Source organism: Amycolatopsis sp. cg9 (genome assembly GCF_041346945.1).
Taxonomy (GTDB): Bacteria; Actinomycetota; Actinomycetes; order Mycobacteriales; family Pseudonocardiaceae; genus Amycolatopsis.
This window is the reverse complement of record NZ_CP166850.1, coordinates 3,706,480-3,723,637: the sequence shown is the minus strand read 5'-3', so window position 1 is coordinate 3,723,637 and position 17,158 is coordinate 3,706,480. Positions and strand designations below refer to the sequence as shown.

At 73.9% G+C, this 17,158-nt stretch carries 13 protein-coding genes; 3 read left to right on the top strand and 10 right to left on the bottom strand.

From position 1 onward, the window contains the following. Nucleotides 1-10 precede the first annotated feature (10 nt). The gene (locus AB5J73_RS18030; protein ID WP_370970830.1) at nt 11-1,018 is read left to right on the top strand and encodes a stage II sporulation protein M; all 1,008 of its coding nucleotides are present in this window, start codon (nt 11-13) and stop codon (nt 1,016-1,018) included. Here the strand turns inward: AB5J73_RS18030 and AB5J73_RS18025 are convergent. Genes AB5J73_RS18025 through AB5J73_RS18000 form a run of 6 tightly spaced genes read right to left on the bottom strand, consistent with a single transcriptional unit; the run spans nt 1,010 to nt 6,992 of the window. Next, nucleotides 1,010-1,765, bottom strand: a complete 756-nt coding sequence (locus AB5J73_RS18025; RefSeq protein ID WP_370970829.1) for a hypothetical protein — start codon at nt 1,763-1,765, stop codon at nt 1,010-1,012. The two genes, AB5J73_RS18030 and AB5J73_RS18025, sit on opposite strands and share 9 nt — an antisense overlap. Before the next feature lie 48 nt (nt 1,766-1,813). Further along, on the bottom strand, nt 1,814-3,106 hold the full coding sequence (locus AB5J73_RS18020) for a DUF58 domain-containing protein (protein ID WP_370970828.1): 1,293 nt from the start codon (nt 3,104-3,106) through the stop codon (nt 1,814-1,816). A gap of 1 nt (nt 3,107) precedes the next feature. Beyond that, the gene (locus tag AB5J73_RS18015) at nt 3,108-4,073 is read right to left on the bottom strand and encodes an AAA family ATPase (RefSeq protein ID WP_370970827.1); all 966 of its coding nucleotides are present in this window, start codon (nt 4,071-4,073) and stop codon (nt 3,108-3,110) included. Then, the gene (locus AB5J73_RS18010) at nt 4,070-5,212 is read right to left on the bottom strand and encodes a DUF4350 domain-containing protein (protein ID WP_370970826.1); all 1,143 of its coding nucleotides are present in this window, start codon (nt 5,210-5,212) and stop codon (nt 4,070-4,072) included. Before AB5J73_RS18010 ends, AB5J73_RS18015 begins: the two co-directional genes overlap by 4 nt. Then, nucleotides 5,209-5,841: a DUF4129 domain-containing protein gene (locus tag AB5J73_RS18005; protein ID WP_370970825.1), complete on the bottom strand. Its 633-nt coding sequence runs from the start codon at nt 5,839-5,841 to the stop codon at nt 5,209-5,211. Before AB5J73_RS18005 ends, AB5J73_RS18010 begins: the two co-directional genes overlap by 4 nt. Next, nucleotides 5,835-6,992: a hypothetical protein gene (locus AB5J73_RS18000; protein ID WP_370970824.1), complete on the bottom strand. Its 1,158-nt coding sequence runs from the start codon at nt 6,990-6,992 to the stop codon at nt 5,835-5,837. Before AB5J73_RS18000 ends, AB5J73_RS18005 begins: the two co-directional genes overlap by 7 nt. Nucleotides 6,993-7,242: 250 nt before the next feature. On the opposite strand from AB5J73_RS18000, the gene AB5J73_RS17995 reads away from it, so the two are divergent. After that, nucleotides 7,243-8,262 (top strand): neutral zinc metallopeptidase, encoded by a 1,020-nt coding sequence (locus AB5J73_RS17995; RefSeq protein ID WP_370970823.1) that lies wholly within the window; start codon nt 7,243-7,245, stop codon nt 8,260-8,262. Between the two features lie 103 nt (nt 8,263-8,365). Here AB5J73_RS17995 and AB5J73_RS17990 read toward each other — a convergent pair whose 3' ends face one another. Together AB5J73_RS17990 and AB5J73_RS17985 are read right to left on the bottom strand one after the other, a co-directional pair. Further along, nucleotides 8,366-8,800: a hypothetical protein gene (locus AB5J73_RS17990; protein ID WP_370970822.1), complete on the bottom strand. Its 435-nt coding sequence runs from the start codon at nt 8,798-8,800 to the stop codon at nt 8,366-8,368. Nucleotides 8,801-8,878: 78 nt separating this feature from the next. Then, nucleotides 8,879-9,961: a TrkA family potassium uptake protein gene (locus AB5J73_RS17985; RefSeq protein WP_370970821.1), complete on the bottom strand. Its 1,083-nt coding sequence runs from the start codon at nt 9,959-9,961 to the stop codon at nt 8,879-8,881. Nucleotides 9,962-10,057: 96 nt separating this feature from the next. Between AB5J73_RS17985 and AB5J73_RS17980 the strand changes: the two genes are divergently transcribed. Then, the gene (locus AB5J73_RS17980) at nt 10,058-10,426 is read left to right on the top strand and encodes a hypothetical protein (protein ID WP_370970820.1); all 369 of its coding nucleotides are present in this window, start codon (nt 10,058-10,060) and stop codon (nt 10,424-10,426) included. A gap of 94 nt (nt 10,427-10,520) precedes the next feature. On the opposite strand, the gene AB5J73_RS17975 is transcribed toward AB5J73_RS17980, so the two are convergent. Continuing rightward, nucleotides 10,521-13,772 carry an ATP-dependent helicase gene (locus tag AB5J73_RS17975; protein WP_370970819.1) on the bottom strand — a complete coding sequence of 1,084 codons (3,252 nt, stop codon included), beginning with the start codon at nt 13,770-13,772 and terminating at the stop codon, nt 10,521-10,523. A 100-nt stretch (nt 13,773-13,872) separates the two neighbouring features. Then, a complete protein-coding gene (locus tag AB5J73_RS17970) occupies nt 13,873-17,046 on the bottom strand; it encodes an ATP-dependent helicase (RefSeq protein WP_370973221.1) in 3,174 nt (1,057 codons plus the stop codon). Between the last annotated feature and the right edge of the window lie 112 nt (nt 17,047-17,158).

Genomic DNA, 17,158 nt, shown 5'->3' with positions numbered 1-17,158 from the left:
GGGTGACGGCGTGGATGTGGACGTCTTCGTCGCGGCGCACGCGGCGGAGTGGAACCGGCTCGGCGAGCTGACCCGCCGCGGCGGCAAGCTGACCGGCGCCGAGGCCGATGAGCTGGTGACGCTCTACCAGCGGACGGCGACGCACTTGTCGATCGTCCGGTCGGTCGCGCCGGACCCGGCCCTGATCGGCCGGCTGTCCGAGCTGGTCGCGCGCGGCCGGTCGGCGATCTCGGGGTCGCACAACCCGGCGTGGCGCGAGGTCGCGCTGTTCTTCACGCGCCGCTTCCCGGCCGCGGTGTACCTGTCGCGGCGCTGGTGGATCCCGGCCGCGCTGGTGTCGATCGCGGTGATGGCGGTGATCGCCGTCTGGGTGGCGGGCGACCCGCACGTGCGCGCGTCGATGGCCACCCCGGACGAGCTGCGCGAGCTGACCAGGCCCGGCGGCGAAGCGGAAAGCTACTACTCGACCGGACCGGCGGGCTCGTTCGCGGCGCGCGTGTGGACGAACAACGCGCTGGTGGCGGCGAACTCCCTGTTCCTCGGCATCGCGCTGGGCATCCCGGTGATCGGCGGGCTCTGGCTGAACTCCCTCAACGCCGGCGTGATCATCGGCGCGATGAGCGCGGCGGGCCGCGGCGACGTGATGATCGGCCTCCTGCTTCCCCACGGCCTGCTGGAGCTGACCGCGGTCTTCGTCGCGGCGGGCACCGGCCTGAAGCTCGGCTGGACGGTGATCGACCCCGGCCGCCGTTCGCGCTCCGCGGCGCTGGCCGAGCAGGGCCGTTCGGTGGTGGTGATCGCGCTCGGCCTGGCGTGCGTGCTGCTCGTGACGGGCATCATCGAGGCGTTCGTGACACCGTCGGGCTGGCCGACGTGGCTGCGCGTGGGCATCGGCGTGGCGGCCGAAGTGGCTTTCCTGGTCTACGTTTTCACGCTCGGCCGGCGGGCGGCGAAGGACGGCGAAGTGGGCGATCTCGACGCACGGGACACCGGGGACGCGCTGCCCGAATCAGCATAGGCAGGACCCCTCGAAGGCGATCGACGAACCGTCCTCCAGCCCCGCCGACCCGACGAACCGCGCCTCGAACTCCCCCACCTCCGTCAACGTCAGCTTCGGGCTGGCCGCCGACCCGTCCGCCCCGGTCTTCACCGTCACCGTCTCCACGCCGCCCTCGAAAACCAGGGCGTTCTTCGGCCGCGCCGCCCGGACGAAGAACGTCACCGGGACGTCCGCCGCCGGCTGGCCGTTCTCGCCGATCACCCGGACCACGAACGGCGCGCCCGGGTCCTTCGACGCCAGCCGCTGGCCGTTGCCCGACAGGATCGCCAGCGTCCGGCCGCCCGCCGCCCACGTGTTCGCGATGCCCGTCAGCGAACAGACTTCCTGGTACAGCCGCGCTCCCACCGACGAGCTCTCCGCCGTCAAGCACCGTGCTGTGGCCACGTTCGCGATCTCCACCAGGCCCGGCAGCCCCGCGACCCGCCGCCACGCCTGGTGCTTGTCCGCCGCGTCGCAGGCCACCACCTTCACCGCGACGCCGTCGACCGGGCTCACCGCGGTCAGACACTGTCCACTCTGGACATTGGTGAAGTGCTGCGACGCGTACGTCCACTTCGCACCCGGGTCCGCCGCGTCCGCCAGCACCGGCTGCCCGGAAACCACCGCGAGCGACAGCTTGCCCCCGCCGTCGGCGAGGTACACGGGAGAACCGTCGGACGCGGGCGCCGAAGCGACCGCCAGTGCCACCGCCATGAGCTTGAACATGCTTCGGGCTTAACAGGCCGGACGACCGCCCACCACCGCAGCCACCCGTTAGAGCCGGCCCGCCGCCTTCAGCGCCAGGTAGCGGTCCGCCAGCGCCGGGGCCAGCTCCTCCGGGACCGCGTCCACCACGCTCACCCCGTGCCGCCCCAGCCGCTCGGTCACGCGGTGGCGCTCGGCCACCGTCCGCGACGCCGACGCCGCGTCGTACACCGCTTCCGCGTCGCCGCGGCCGGACAGCATCTCCGCCACCCGCGGGTCCGCCACCGACGCCACGATCAGCTCGTGCCGCGCGGTCAGCGAGCTCAGTACCGGGAACAGCCCCTCCTCCAGCGGTGCCGCGTCGAGGCCGGTCAGCAGCACCACGAGTGCCCGGCGCCGGGTCCGCTGGAGCACCTCCGCGACCATCCCGCGCGCGTCCGTCTCGACCAGCGACGGCTCCAGCGGCGCCATCGCGTTGACCAGCGACGTCAGCAGCGCGGCACCCGACGAACCCTGCACCGCCGCCCGCAGCCGCCGGTCGTAGGCCAGCAGGTCGACGCGGTCGCCGGCGCGGGACGCCAGTGCCGCCAGCAGCAGGGCCGCGTCCATCGCCGCGTCCAGCCGGGGCGCGTCGCCGACCCGGCCGGCCGAGACGCGGCCCGTGTCGAGCACCAGCACCACGTGCCGGTCGCGCTCGGGGCGCCAGGTCCGGACCATGACGTCCGCCGCCCGCGCGGTCGCCCGCCAGTCGATCGAGCGGACGTCGTCGCCGATCACGTATTCGCGCAGCGAGTCGAATTCCGTGCCCTGGCCCCGGATCAGCACCGCGTTGCGGCCGTCGAGCTGCTGCAGCCGCGCCAGCCGCGACGGCAGGTGCTTGCGGCTGTGGAACGGCGGCAGCACGCGGACCGTCCACGGCACCTCGTGCGAGCCCTGCCGCGCCGCCAGGCCCAGCGGGCCCACCGACCGGACCGTCACCCGCGCCGCCGTCCGGTCGCCCCGCCGCGTCGGCCGCAACGCCGTCACGAAAGCCCTTCGCTCCCCCGCCGGCACCTTCACCGCGTGCCGGTCCGAGGCGCCCGCCGAAGGGGGCCACGCGTCGCGCAGCGCGCCCCGCACGGTCCGCCCGCCGGGGTTGCCGACCAGCAGCGTCACCTCGCACGGCTCGCCGAGCCGGACCGAAGTGTCGCCGGAGCGCGAAAACGTCAACGTCCGCACGCTGCCGGCCAGCACCAGGTCGACGACGACCAGCACCAGCAGCACCCCGCCGACCGCCAGCAGCCCGGCGTCCGACGGCGCCAGCAGCCCGACCACCAATGCGCCGAAGAGCGCCAGCAGCCCGAGCCTCCCGGTGACGGCCATGTCAGCGCGGCACGGGCACGGACGCGAGCACGCGGTCCAGCACGCCGTCCGCGGTGACGCCCTCGAGCTCGGCTTCCGGCCGGACGTCGAGGCGGTGCCGCAATGCGGGCCGCGCGAGCGCCTTGACGTCGTCGGGGGTCGCGTAGTCGCGCCCGGCGAGCCACGCCCAGGCCCGGGTGACCGCCAGCAACGCCGTGGCCCCACGGGGAGAAACGCCGATCCGCACCGACGGCAGCGACCGCGTCGCCCGGCACAGGTCGACGACGTACCCGATCACCTCGGGCCCGACCGTCACGCGAGCGACGGCTTCGCGCGCGGTCGCCAGCTCCACCGCGCCGGCGACCGCCTTCAGCCCGGCCGCCGCGAGATTGCGCGGGTCGAAGCCCTGCGCGTGCCGCCACAGGATGCCGATCTCGTCCTCGCGCGAGGGCGCCGGCATGGTCAGCTTCAGCAGGAACCGGTCCAGCTGCGCCTCCGGCAGCGGGTAGGTGCCCTCGTACTCCACCGGGTTCTGCGTGGCGATCACGATGAACGGGTCCGGTAGCGGCCGCGTCTTGCCGTCGAGCGAGACCTGCCGCTCCTCCATCGCCTCCAGCAGCGACGACTGCGTCTTCGGCGGCGTCCGGTTGATCTCGTCGGCGAGCAGCAGGTTCGTGAACACCGGCCCCTCGCGGAAGGAGAACTCGCCGCTGTGGGCGTCGTAGACGATCGAGCCGGTGACGTCGCCGGGCATCAGGTCCGGCGTGAACTGCACCCGCTTGGTCTCCAGGTCCAGCGCCGCGGCCAGCGCGCGCACGAGCAGCGTCTTCGCCACGCCGGGGACGCCTTCGAGCAGCACGTGCCCGCGGCACAGCAGCGCCAGGATCAGCCCGGTGACGGCGGCGTCGTTGCCGACGACGGCCTTGCCGACCTCGGCGCGCAGCGCGATCAGCGCGTCACGGGCCCCGGTCGCGTTCTCGCTGGTCAAGTTCGCCCTGCCTCTCGTTCCACCGTGTCCAGTTCGCCCGCCAGCCGGACCAGCGCGGCGTCGCCGGTCACCGGCGGGCCGTAGAGCACCGCCCCGACGTCGTTCGCCGCGCGGCCGGTGCGCTCGCTCACCGAGGCCACCAGCGCCGCCGGATCGGCGTCGCGCGGCAGGCCCAGCGCGGTCCGCAGCCGGGTCCGCGTGGCCTTCCGCAGCGTCTCACCCGCGTGGTCGGCCGCCTTCGCCCGCCGGTACAGCCGCGCGCGCCCCTCGGCGGTTTCGGCCGCGCGGACGACGATCGGCAGCGGCTCGGTGACCACCGGGCCCAGCCGCCGCGCCCGCCACAGCGCCAGCAGCGCGACGGCGATGCCCGCCTGCGCGGCTCCGTAGTACCAGCCGGAGGGGATCAGGTCGAAGATCGACTTGCGGGTGTCGTCCAGCCCCGGGTCCGAGACCGACGGCAGGTACCAGACCAGCCGCGGGTGCGCCCCGAGCAGGTGCAGCGCCAGCGCCGCGTTGCCCTCGTCGGCGAGCCGCGAGTTGGTCAGCGGCGCCGCCGAGCCCAGCAGCGTCGTCGTGCCGCCCGCGTCGGCGAGCTGCAGCAGCGTGCCACCGCCGTCTTCGCCGGGGTAGCAGGACCGCGCGCCCGGGGACGCGTACCCGGTGCCGCCGAGGGTGACGTCGCCCGCCGCGACGGCCGCGGCGACCGTGCACTGCGGGCTCAGCGTGCCGACGTCGCTGTCGCTTTCCCGGCGCACCAGCGGCAGCGAGTCGTGCAGGGTCACCGCTCCCGGTGCTACCAGCACGACGTCGGCGGAGCGCTCCCGCAGCGCGTCGAGCCGCTTCGCCGGCACCAGGTCGGGCTGGGTGACGAGCAGCGTCGCGTTCTCGCCCGCCGCGTCGTCCGCCTCGGCCATCGTGTGCGCGGTCCGGACGTCCACGCCCTGGTCGCGCAGGAGCTTCGCGAGCGCGTGGGCGCCGCCGGGTTCGTACGAGCCGGGTTCGAGCGCGCCGTGCGTCTGCTCCCCGCGGCCGAGCAGGAGCAGCGCGCCCGCGGCGAAGATCAGGGCGACGAGGGCGAGCGGGATCCGGGCCCCGCGCCAGATCCGGCGCACGTCCGGCGAGACCGAGGTGCTGCTCATACCGCGACCGGCCGCTCGCGGCGGCACTGCTCGTCCAGCTCGGTCAGCGTCCGGTACGCCGCTTCGGTGCCTTCGCGGCCGCCGTAGTGGACGTCGTCGAACAGCCGCGCGCCCGTGCGCAGCGCGTCGGCCACGGCGGGCAGCAGGACACCGGCCTCGGCGGCGGCTTCGTCCGCCGTCCGGCCGGAGCGGGTGTCGAGCAGCGCGCGCTCCTCCAGCGCCCGCACGACCGCGCGGAAGCGGTCGCGCACGGCGTCGTCGTACCGGCCCGCCGCGGCGGCTTCGGCGGCCGAGCGGCGGTAGTCGGCGGCGTTCTTGCGCTGCCCGCCGAAGACGACCCGGTCGGCGCGGGCCGTGCGGGCGACCTTGCCGGTGCGGAGCCGGACCACGACGACGAGCACGATCAGCAGCACCAGGACCAGCAGCAGCCCGAACGGCCCGCCCGGGACCACCGACGACACGCCCTTCAGCAGCTTTTCCACCTGCTCGCCGAGCCACTGCCCGACCTGCTCCAGGAAACCCGGCTGCGCGTCGCGGTACTTCGGGTCGCTCAGCTCCTCCGCGGCGGCGCGGCGGGCCGGGTCCCGGTCGATGTCGACCGGGACGTCGGTGAAGAACAGCGTCACCACGCCTGCGGGGGCTGGACCCCGGCCGCGCGCGCCAGCTCGATGTCCATGCCCTCGCGGCGCATCCGCTGGTCGAGGTAGACGATCGCGGTGACCAGCGCGACGAACGGGATCGCGATCGTCCCGGAGACGATCTGCCCGGCGGACTGCAGCAGCAGCTCGCCGGTACCCGGCACGGACACCTTGCCCGGGTTGAGGAACCCGTCGAAGACGCCGGTGCCGAGCGCGAACGGCAGCTGGATGATGTTCTCGAAGAACGACTGGATGATCCGCGCCAGCAGGAGGATGCCGAGCACCCGCCAGAACGCGCCGCTCACCAGCTTGACCGACCGGGCGAACGCCTCCCGGAACGTGCCGCGTTCGAGCACCAGCGCCGGGGAAGCCAGCGCCCAGAACACCCAGGCGAGCACCCCGGGGATGATGCAGAGCATCAGCCCGATCGTGCTGGTCAGCGCGTAGACGAACGCCACGCCGAGCAGCGGCAGCAGCCGCGGCTGCACCTCGCGCCAGGCGATGCCGAAGGAGACCTCGCGGCCCAGCGCGGCGCGGCCCACCACCGCGGCCATCAGGCCGGTGGTGACCGTCATCAGCAGCGCGGAGATGAGTGACGCCGGCAGCGCCACGATGAGGAGGTCCCCGAAGGTGCCGAAGAGGGCGTTGCGCAGTTCTTCGTCGGTCGCGCCCGGCCCGAGGTCGGCCGTCGAGGCCAAGTTCTCGAGGTCGGCGTACAGGAACTTCTGCGCGACGAAGGTCAGCGCGGCGCTGATCACCGCGACGACCGCGCCGATGCCGAGGACCAGCAGCGGGTGGCGGCGGAGCGTGGTGATCGCGCCGTCGAGGATGTCGCCGATGTTCAGCGGCCGGAGCGCGATCACGCCCGGCTTGCCCAGCCCGTGCGGGTTCCAGCGCGGCTGCGGCGCGTACCGCGGCGCCTGCCACCCGGGTGCCTGCTGCTGCCAGCCCGGCGGCGGGGACGGCGGGGCGGCCGGGGTGTCCGGCGCCTGCCAGCCGCGCGGCGGCGTGGCCGGTGACGCGGCGTGATCTTCCGACGGCTTCGGCTCACCCGATCCGGGGGCCTGAGCCGCGGGCACGCCCTGGCTCGGTGTCGGCGTGTCGGCGCCCTCTCCGCCGGACGCGCCACCGGTGTCTGTCATCGAAGCCCCTCGCCTGCAGTGCCTGCTTGCCGACACTCTCTCAGAGGCGGTTGCACCCGGCCAGACCTGGGGTGACGTCCGGTCGCCGTGACACCACGCGCACGGACGGGTGCGAGACGGCCCATTCCCCCGATATGCTGAACCGCGGGATCGGGTACCCCCGGTCCGTACCGAGACCCTTCGGGACTGCCTAGTGACGCAACCGCCCCACGGCCAGGTACCGCCTCGCGGAACCGTTCAGCCGCCGCCGGTGCCGGGTGCGCAACCGGATCTCCCGTGGCTCGGCCAGCCGCACACCGTGGCCGTCCCGAAGCGCCGCTCCCCGGCCGCCGTGATCGGCGTGTGCCTGGGCGCGGTGGCCGTGCTGGTGCTCGGGCTGGTCGCGATCGTCGCGCTCAACCGCACCGAGACCCCGCTGGCCAACCCCAACTTCCGTGACGCACCGTCGTCGCAGGACAGTCCGGCGCCCCTGCCGCCCGGCGGCGCGGGTGCCCCGGCGTCGGCGTCGGCCCCGTCGTCCGAGACGCCGTCGCCCACCGCGACCGGCCCGCAGAAGGTCCTCAAGCTGGCCGACCACCCGATCCTGCAGGACCCGAACGCCGGCCTGCAGAACCGCGTCTGCACGCTCCCGGCCTGGCAGAGCACGCAGGAGGGCGCGGAGGCGTTCTTCACCGCGGCCAGCAAGTGCCTCGACGCCGCGTGGGGCCCGTTCCTCGAGGCCTACCACCTGCCGTTCACCCCGCCGGCCCTGCACTTCCCGACCGGCGCGAGCTTCGAGACCGAGTGCGGCACCATCCAGGTCGGCATCGCGACCGCCGCGTACTACTGCGAAAACAACCTGTACGTCCCGTTCCGCGGGCTGCAGACCGACCAGTACGGCAACAACCCCGGCGTCTACCTGGCCCTGTTCGCCCACGAGTACGGGCACCACGTGCAGGAAGTCGCGGGCCTGATGGACGCGGCCTGGCAGAAGATCTACGAGGCCGGCCAGAACAGCCCCGCCGGGCTGGAGATGTCCCGCCGCAAGGAACTGCAGGCCCAGTGCTTCTCGGGCATGTTCCTCGGCGCGCACGTCGACCAGGGCGGCACGATCAGCCGCGACATGTACAACAAGGCGTGGAACGACCAGGAGACCCGCGGCGACAACACGTCCCGCAGCCACGACCACGGCACGAACGCGCACTACGCGGCCTGGTGGCGAGCGGGCGCGACGAGCAACCGGATCGCCGACTGCAACACCTTCGCGGCGCCGTCGTCCGAGGTCAGCTGACGGGTTTCCGGACCCGGGCCAGGCCACAGGCGCTGCAGGTGACCGGCTCGCCCGCCCGTCTTGAATGAGTCATTCAGGACCTCCGAAGACCTGAATGACCCGTTCAAGACGTGGGGCGGACCGCAGCCGGTTTCGGCCGCAGCGGGATGCTCAGCCACAAGTAAACGAACATCCCGCCGGAGAAGCACGCGAACACCAGCAGCGCGAGCCCGAGCGGGCGACGCGCGTCCGAAGCGCCGATCGACGTGTCGGCCGCGTGGACCGCGACCGGGCCCTGGTCCGGCAGCGTCTCCGGGACGCCGACCTCGACGCGCTCGCCCTGGCCGTGCCCGCAGCCGTTCAGCGTGCCTTCGTGCGTCTTGCCGGCGACGGTGAACTTGACCGTCTCGACGGCGTCCGGCTTGTCGCACGCCGCGGGCTTGGTGACCTCGGCCTGCACCGGCGCGCCGAGGCTGTCGCTGGTGATGCCCAGCAGCCCGGGCCCGGCCAGCCAGGCGAGCAGCACGACGAGCACGCCCGCCGCGGCGGGGATCGCCACCGTGGGCCACCTGAGGGCGAGGGATCGCGGGGGCACCCGGCCATGGTTCCAGATTCCGCGGCCGAAACCCAGGTGGCCTTACCGCTGCTCGATCTTCTCCGCCTGCGTGACCTTCTTGACGTACAGGAGCTTGTCGCCGGGCTCGATGGCGTCGGCCTGCGGGGCGTCGACGCGGTAGAGGACGCCGTCGCGGACCAGGCCGAGGACGAGGTCGGGCAGGTGCCGCGGCGACCCGCCCTCCTCCGCCGGCTCGACCGCCCGCTCGGCGATCGCCAGGCCGGATTCGGGGGTGAGCAGGTCCTCCATGATGTCGACGACCAGCGGCGTCGACGTCGCCATGCCGAGCAGCCGCCCGGCGGTCTCGCTGGAGACGACGACCTGGTTGGCGCCCGACTGCTTGAGCAGGTGGACGTTCTCCGCCTCCCGCACCGACGCCACGATGTGCGCCTTGGGCGCCAGCTCACGGGCGGTGAGGGTGACGAGCACCGCGGTGTCGTCCCGGTTCGGGGCGACGACGACCGCGCGCGCGTGCTGCACCGCGGCGACGCGGAGGACGTCGGAGCGGGTGGCCGAGCCGTGCACGGCGACCAGGCCCAGCGCGCTCGCCGCGTCGAGGGCCTGCTGGTCGGTGTCGACGACGACGATCTGGCCCGGGGCGACGTTCTCGTCGCCGAGCAGCGCGTTGACGGCGGACCGGCCCTTGGTGCCGAACCCGACGACGACCGTGTGGTCGCGCACCTTCGTCCTCCACTTCTGGATCTTGAACGCCTGGCGGGAGCGCTCGGTGAGCACTTCCAGGGTGGTCCCGACCAGGACGATGAGGAAGAGCACCCGCAGCGGGGTGATCACCAGGACGTTCACCAGCCGGGCGGACGACGTGGCCGGCGCGATGTCGCCGTAACCGGTGGTCGAGAGCGACACGGTGGCGTAGTACAGGCTGTCCAGCAGGGACAGTCCGTCGCCGTTCGCGTCGCGGTACCCGTCGCGGTCGACGTAGACGATGATCACGGTGGCCAGCAGCGCCAGCAGCGCGCCGATGATCCGCTTCACGATGGACCGCAGCGGGCTGACCGTCAGCTCGGGCATCCGCAGGACGCCGACGAGCTCGTGGTCCGGCCGATCGGTGAGACTGCCCAGTGGCAACCGCCTCAGGGCCTTCATGCACCGGCTCCCAGCGGCTGGTGTCGAGCGTCACTCACGCCCGGAGGATAGCCCAACCGGGTGGCGGGCCGCCGCGTGGAACGCGACGATGACCCGATGGCTACCTCGCAACGGCCCGCGCACCTCCTGGCGGGGGCGCTGGGCTTCATGGGCGTCCTGCACTTCGCCGTGCCCAAGCCGTTCGACGGCCTGATCCCGAAGGAACTGCCGGGCTCGCGCCGGGCGTGGACGTACGGCTCGGGGGTGGCGGAACTGGCCGTCGCGGCCGCGGTGGCCGCCCCGCGCACGCGCCGGCTGGGCGGGCTGGCGGCGGCGTTGCTGTTCCTGGGGGTGTTCCCGGGGAACGTGAAGATGGCGGTGGACGCGCGGAACGCTCCGGCACCGCAGAAGGCGATCGCGTGGGGACGGCTGCCGCTGCAGTGGCCGCTGATCGCGTGGGCGCTGAAGGTCCGCGACCGGGCCTGACGCTGAAGGGGACGTTCGTCTCATCCGACGCGCTGAAGGGGACGTTCCTCGCATCTGATGCGAGGAACGTCCCCTTCAGCGCACCGGGGCCGGGTCACGCCTCCGGGATGTCCCGCAGCAGGCGGCGCAGGCCTTCCGCGTCCAGCAGGTCCGCCGGGCGGATCGTGCGGTTCGCCCGGACGTAGTGGAACGCCGCCCGCACCTGCGCCACCGGGACGTTCTTCAGCGCCGCCCACGCCATCCGGTACGCCGCCAGCTGGACCGCCAGTGCCGGGAGCCGCGACTCGGCCGGGACCGAGCCCGTCTTCCAGTCCACGACTTCCCAATAGCCGTCCGGATGCCAGAACACCGCGTCCATCCGGCCGCGCAGGGTGATGCCCTCGACGTCGGCCGAGAACGACACCTCCACCGCTTCCGGAACCCGCTCCGCCCACTCGCTTTCCTCGAACGCCGCCCGGAGCTCCTCGAAGTCCGCGTCGGGGGCCTCGTCGAAGTCGGCCGCACCCGGGAGATCGTCGATTTCGATGAGCTGGTCGCCCCCGAAGCGGCGCTCCAGCCAGCCGTGGAACTCCGTGCCGCGGCGGGCGAAGCTGTTGGGCTCCATCGGCAGCGGCCGGCGCAGGTCGCTCGCGAGCCGGGCACTGTCGTCGGCCAGCGTGACCAGCTGGCTCACCGTGAGCCGCGAAGGCAGCGGGACCCGCTTGACGTGGTCGTCCTTGCGCGCCCACTCCTCCAGCAGGACGTCGGTGTCGGTCAGCCAGCCGTCCGGGTCGTCGTCCTCTTCTTCCGAGGACTCCGCGGTGTCCTCGGAAGAAGAGGACATCGCTTCGGACACCAGCTCGACCCCGGTCTGCACGCCGGTGCGCCGGTCCGCCAGCGGGTCGACCGGCCACCGGGCCTTCCGCGAGTCCGAGACCAGCGGGTTTTCGTCGTCCGACGTCGGTTCCGGCGCCCAGTCGGCGAGCTGCCCGACGCCGGTTTCGCGCAGCACGTCGGCGATCTCGGTCAGGAACTCCGACGGTCCCTTCGCGCGGCTGCTGCTTTCGTTCCACCAGTGCCCGGAAACGATCAGGGCGTGCTCGGACCGCGTCAGCGCCACGTAGCAGAGCCGCCGCTCCTCCGACTGCTCCCGCTCGACGAACCCGACCTCGTGCAGCTCCAGTCCTTCTTGGACTTCCTTGCGGTCGTAGCCCTCGGCGATGCGCAGCTCCGGCAGGTCTTCGGCGTCGCCGCGCAGCACGGCGGGCAGCGACGTCGCGGTCCGCAGCCACGACGACGAGCGCCGCCGGCCGGGGAACACCTCGTGCACCAGGTGCGGGACCGCGACGACCTCCCACTCCAGGCCCTTCGACGAGTGCACGGTGAGCACCTGCACCCGGTCCGGGACGACCTCGACCTCGCCGGGGGTGAGCCCGTCTTCCGCGTGCGCGGCGGTGTTCAGGTAGTCCACAAAGGACAACAGGGTCGCGGTCGGCGCCGTCTCGGCGTAGTCGGTGACGACTTCGGCGAACGCGTCCAGGTGGGCGCGTCCCGCGGATCCGGGCCGCGCCAGGGATTCCACGTCCAGGAGCATCGTGCGCTCGACGTCGGCGACGAGCTCCGGCAGCGACTGGTCGAGCCGGCGCCGCAGCGCGGCCAGCTCCCAGCCGATCCGCCGGATGCGCCGGTAGCCCTCCGCGGAATACCGGTCCGCCGCACCGGGTTCGTCGATGGCGTCGATCAGCCCGGCCTGCTCGACGCGCTCGGCGACCAGCTCCGGGGTGTCCGGCTTCTCCGGGCTGGAGAGCTCGCCCGCGCGCCGCCACAGCGCGGCGACGTCGGCGGCCGCGAGGCGCCAGCGCGCGCCGGTCAGGAGCCGGGCCGCCGCGCTGCCCGACAGCGGGTCCGCGAGCACCTTCAACGTCGATACGAGGTCGGCGACCTCGGGCTCGTCGAGCAGCCCGCCGAGCCCGACGACCTCGACCGGCAGGCCGCGCGCCCGCAGCTCGGCGGCGATCGGGGCCATGTCGGCGCGGCGCCGCACGAGGACCGCGGCGGTCGGCGGCTTGCCGGTCCGTTCCTGGTGGGCGTACCAGCGCCGGGACAGCGCGTCGGCGACCCACTCGCGTTCGGCGCGGATGTCCGGCAGCAGCGCGCACGCGATGTCCGCGGGACCGGCGCCTTCGCGCGCCCGCAGCCGTTCGACGCCGAGGCCGCGGGCGCGCAGCGGTTCGGCGATCGCGTTCGCGAGGTCGAGGATCTCCGGGGGGTTCCGGAAGCTGGTGAGCAGCCCGAAGTCGTGCGCGGGCACCAGGCGTTCGCCGTCGAAGCGCGGGAAGTCCGTGGTGAACCGGGGCAGGTTGGCGGCGCTGGCGCCGCGCCAGCCGTAGATGGCCTGCGCCGGGTCGCCGACGGCGGTCACCGGCATCGGCGGGTTCTCGACGCCGCCGAACAGCGCGCGCAGCAGGACGCGCTGGGCGTGCCCGGTGTCCTGGTACTCGTCGAGCAGGACGGCGCCGTAGCGTTCCCGCTCGCCGCGCACGACCGACGGGTAGCCGCTCGCGAGCTGCGCGGCCAGCGACATCTGGTCGGCGAAGTCGAGCGCGCCTTCGTTGCGCTTGCGCCGGTGGTACTCCTCGACGAGCGGCAGCAGCGCGAGCCGGAAGTGCTGTGCCGCCATGATTTCCGTGAGCTTCTGCGGCAGCGCGGCCCGCTGCCCCTTGGCCCGCGGCGCGGTTTCGATGACCTGGCACAGCCACCGGGTGTACTCGGCGAGCTGCTCGGTGGAGATGAGGTGCTCGCCGAGTTCGCCGGCGAGGGCGAGCAGGTCCGCGGTGACGGTCGGCGGGACGCGGTCGGTGTCGAGCTCGTTGTCCCAAGTGGACACGACCCGGTGCGCGATCTGCCACGACGACGTCTCGGACAGCAGCCGGACGCCGGGTTGCACCGGCAGCCGGAGGCCGTGCTCGGAGAGCATGCGCCCGGCGTAGGCGTGGTAGGTGAGGACGGTCGGTTCCCCCGCGACCACAGTGGACCGCAGGGCGCCGGTGGGGTCGAGGCGGTCGAGCAGCCCGGACCCGGCGAGGCGCCGCAGCCGCGCGCGGACGCGTTCGCCGAGCTGGCGGGCGGCCTTGCGGGTGAAGGTGAGGCCGAGCACGCGGTCGGGGCTGACGATCCCGTTGGCGACGAGCCAGACCACCCGCGCGGCCATGGTTTCGGTCTTCCCGGCCCCGGCCCCGGCGACCACGAGGGAGGGTTCGACGGGCGCGGCGATGACGGTGGCCTGCTCGGGAGTCGGCCGGTGCAGCCCGAGCGCGTCGGCGAGTTCCGCGGGCTCGACGGGAGTGGCGACGAGAAGCGGGCTCACTTCCCCACCCCACACCCCGACGCCGCACTTTCACGTGAAAGTGCGGCTTTGTGGCGCAAAGCTGCACTTTCACGTGAAAGTGCGGCGGTGGTCGAGGCGGTCACGGGCCTGGCACCTGCCTGCCCTCGGGACGCAGCGGGCAGCAGCCGCGCGCCGGGCAGCGGTCGCAGTCCGGGTTCTCCTGCGCCTGGTAGTCCGGGCCGGCGGCGGAAGCCGCGGCGTCGCGGACCAGTTCCAGCCACTGCTTGCCGCCGACCTCGTCCATCGGCGGCTGGGACCGCTCGGTGGCCCCGGTCTTGTTGTTCGCCTTCGCGACGTAAACCAGCTTCGCGCCGCCGGGTTCGTTGCTGCCCTTGATCGCCCCCAGCAGCACCGCGAGCTGGTACGCCGCCAGCTGCGGGTGCGCCTCGGCGTCCGCGCCGGAAACGGGCACCTTCCCCGTCTTGATGTCGACGATCACCGGCCGCCCGTCGGCGTCCAGCTCCACCCGGTCGACGCGGCCGCGCAGCAGCACCCGGACTTCGTCGGCGCCGCCGGCCGGCAGCTCCACCTCGATGTCCTGCTCGACGCCGGCTTCCTTCAGCTCCGCCCGGCTGCGCTCCAGCCACGTCACGAAGTTCTGCAGCATCTGCTCGACGCGCCGCCGTTCGCGCCGGGAGAACCACGGCGCCCCGGCGTCGACGCGCACCCACGCGTCGTCCAACGCGGACTGCAGCTCCGCGTCGGTGCGGCCGGACGCGACCGCCTCCGCCAGCCCGTGCACCAGCGTCCCGGTCACCGCGGCCAGCTGCGCCGGGTCGCTGCCCCCGTGGCGCTCGATCATCCAGCGCAGCGGGCACTTCGTCAGGATCTCCACTGTGGACGGTGAGATCCGGATCAGGTCGCCCGGCGGGTGCACCGGCTCGTCGCTGGACGCCGGGAGCAGGCCGTACCACGTGCTCGGGTGCGCGCCCGGCACCTTCGCGTCGGCCAGCCGGGCGAGCTGCTTCGCCGCCCTGCGCCGGCGCGCCGGCTCCGCCTTGTCGTCGCAGACGACCTCGCGCAGCTCCCCCACCAGCTCGGCCAGCACCAGCGACCGGCCCGGCGGCTTCATCCGCGAGTCGAGACCGCCGTCGTCCGCGCCGTTCTCCTCCAGGTCGTCGAGGAACCGGGACGGCTGCTCGTCCTCACCCGAAACCGCGGTGACCAGCAGCGTCTGCTTCGCGCGGCTCATCGCGAGGTAGAACAGGCGCCGCTCCTCGGCGAGGATCGGCGCGGTCTGGGACACGGCGTCGTCGTCGACGCCGGCCATCAGGTCCTTGAGCCGTTCCACGCCCAGCACGGATCCCCGCAGCCGCAGGTCCGGCCACGCGCCCTCCTGGACGCCCGCGACGGCGACGACCGTCCACTCGCGACCGGCGGCCGCGTGCGCGGTGAGCAGCGAGACGCCGTCGCCGGGGACGGCGGCCGGGGCGAGCGTGTCGCCCGCGATCCGTTGCGCGCCAAGATAGTCCGCGAACGATGCGACACTCGCGCGCGGCAGCCGGTCGACGTACCGGCCGGCGGCGTCGAACAGCGCGACCACGGCGTCGAGATCACGATCGGCCTGCGCGGCCAGCGATCCGCCGCGCTCGACCTGCTTCAGCAGCTTGTCCTGCAGCCCGCTTTCGGTCCACAGCTGCCACAGCACCTGCTCGACGCCGTCGCCGCGGGCCACGGCCTGGTGCGTGACGCGCAGCAGCCCGCCGACGCGCCGCACCGGCTCGGCCTCGGCGTCGGCCAGCCCGGCGAGGATGTCCCCGCCGCGCAGCGCTTCCACGAGCAGCTCGTCGCTCGAGCGCTGCCCGCCCCCGGCCAGTTCGAGCCGGCGCAGGCCGCGCCGCAACCGCCGCAGCGCCAGCGGGTCCGCGCCGCCGAGTGCCGACGACAGCAGCATTTCCGCGAGGTCGACGTCGAGGAGTTCGGGCGCGGGCGCGAGCTTCAGCACGGCGAGCAGCGGCCGCACCGCGGGCTGCTTCGCCAGCGGCAGCTCCTCCGTCGCCGAGCCGATCGGGACGCCGGCGGCGCGCAACGCCCGTTGCAGCACCAGGAAAGTCCGCGCCGGCGACCGGACGAGCACCGCGATCTCCGACCACGGCACGCCGTCGACGAGGTGCGCGCGGCGCAGCTGGTCGGCGATCCAGCTCGCCTCGGCGGCGGGCGTCGGCATCACGCGGACGCGCACGTTCCCGCCGGTGGCCCCCTTCGGCGGGACGATCTTGCGGTGCGCCGACGCGCCCGGCAGGGTCGCGCCGATCTTCGCCACGGCCAAGCGCACGGCCGGGGCCAGCCGGTGCGACGTCGTGAGCGTGACGGTCCGGCTGCCGTCCGGGTCGGCGTCGGCGAACAGGCTCGCGTCCGCGCCGCGGAAGGAGAACACGTTCTGGTCGGGGTCGCCGGCCACGACGAACTCGGCCGCGGTGTGCCCGATCACCCGGACCAGGCTGGTCTGCAGCGGGTCGAGGTGGTGGGCGTCGTCGACGAACAGGTGCCGCACGCGCGTGCGCTCCCGTTCGCGCAGCTCGTCGTCGTCCTCGAGGGCGAGCAGCGCGGAAGTGACCAGCTCGGCGGCGTCCAGCGCGGGCGCGCTCGCGACGCCGAGCGCGTTGCCGCCGGCGCCCTGCAGCTGCGTGACCTCTTCGTACTGCGCCCAGAACTGCCCGGCGGCGATCCACTCCTCGCGGCCGCGGCGCCGCCCCAGCTCGGCGAGGTCCTCCGGGCCGAGCCCGCGTTCGGCCGCGCGCATCAGCAGGTCGCGCAGCTCTTCGGCGAAGCCCGGGACGATCAGGGCGGGCCGCAGCGCCTCCGGCCAGTACCCGGCTTCCTCGTCGAGGTCGCCGGCCAGCAGCTCGCGCACGACGACGTCCTGCTCGGCGCCCGCGAGCAGCCGCGGCGGCGGGAGCTCGCCGGCCGTCGCTTCCAGCCGCAGCAGCGAGTAGGCGTAGGAGTGCACGGTGCGCACGAGCGGTTCGCGGACGGTCCGGGGCAGCGGCCGCGCCTGGTCCGGGTCGGCGGTGAGGCGGCGCGTGATGTCGGCGCGCAGGGCGTCCGCGGCCTTGCGGGACGTGGTGAGCACGAGCACGTTCTCGGGGTCCACGCCCTCGGCGATGCGGCGGGTGGCGGCCGAGGCGAGCAGCGACGTCTTGCCGGTGCCGGGGCCGCCGAGCACGCGGCGGAACCCGCCGGGTGCGGAGAGCACGCGGCGGGCGTCTTCGTCCCAGGTGAACGTGGGTGCGTCGGGGACCGGCGTGCGCACCAGCCGCGCGTCCGCCTGCGCCGTTCGCCTCCCGTTCACCCCGCGATGGAACCACGTCCGGAGTAGTGGGTGCGGCACCGGCACGGCTTAGCGGGCGCGCGTTCGGCGAAGG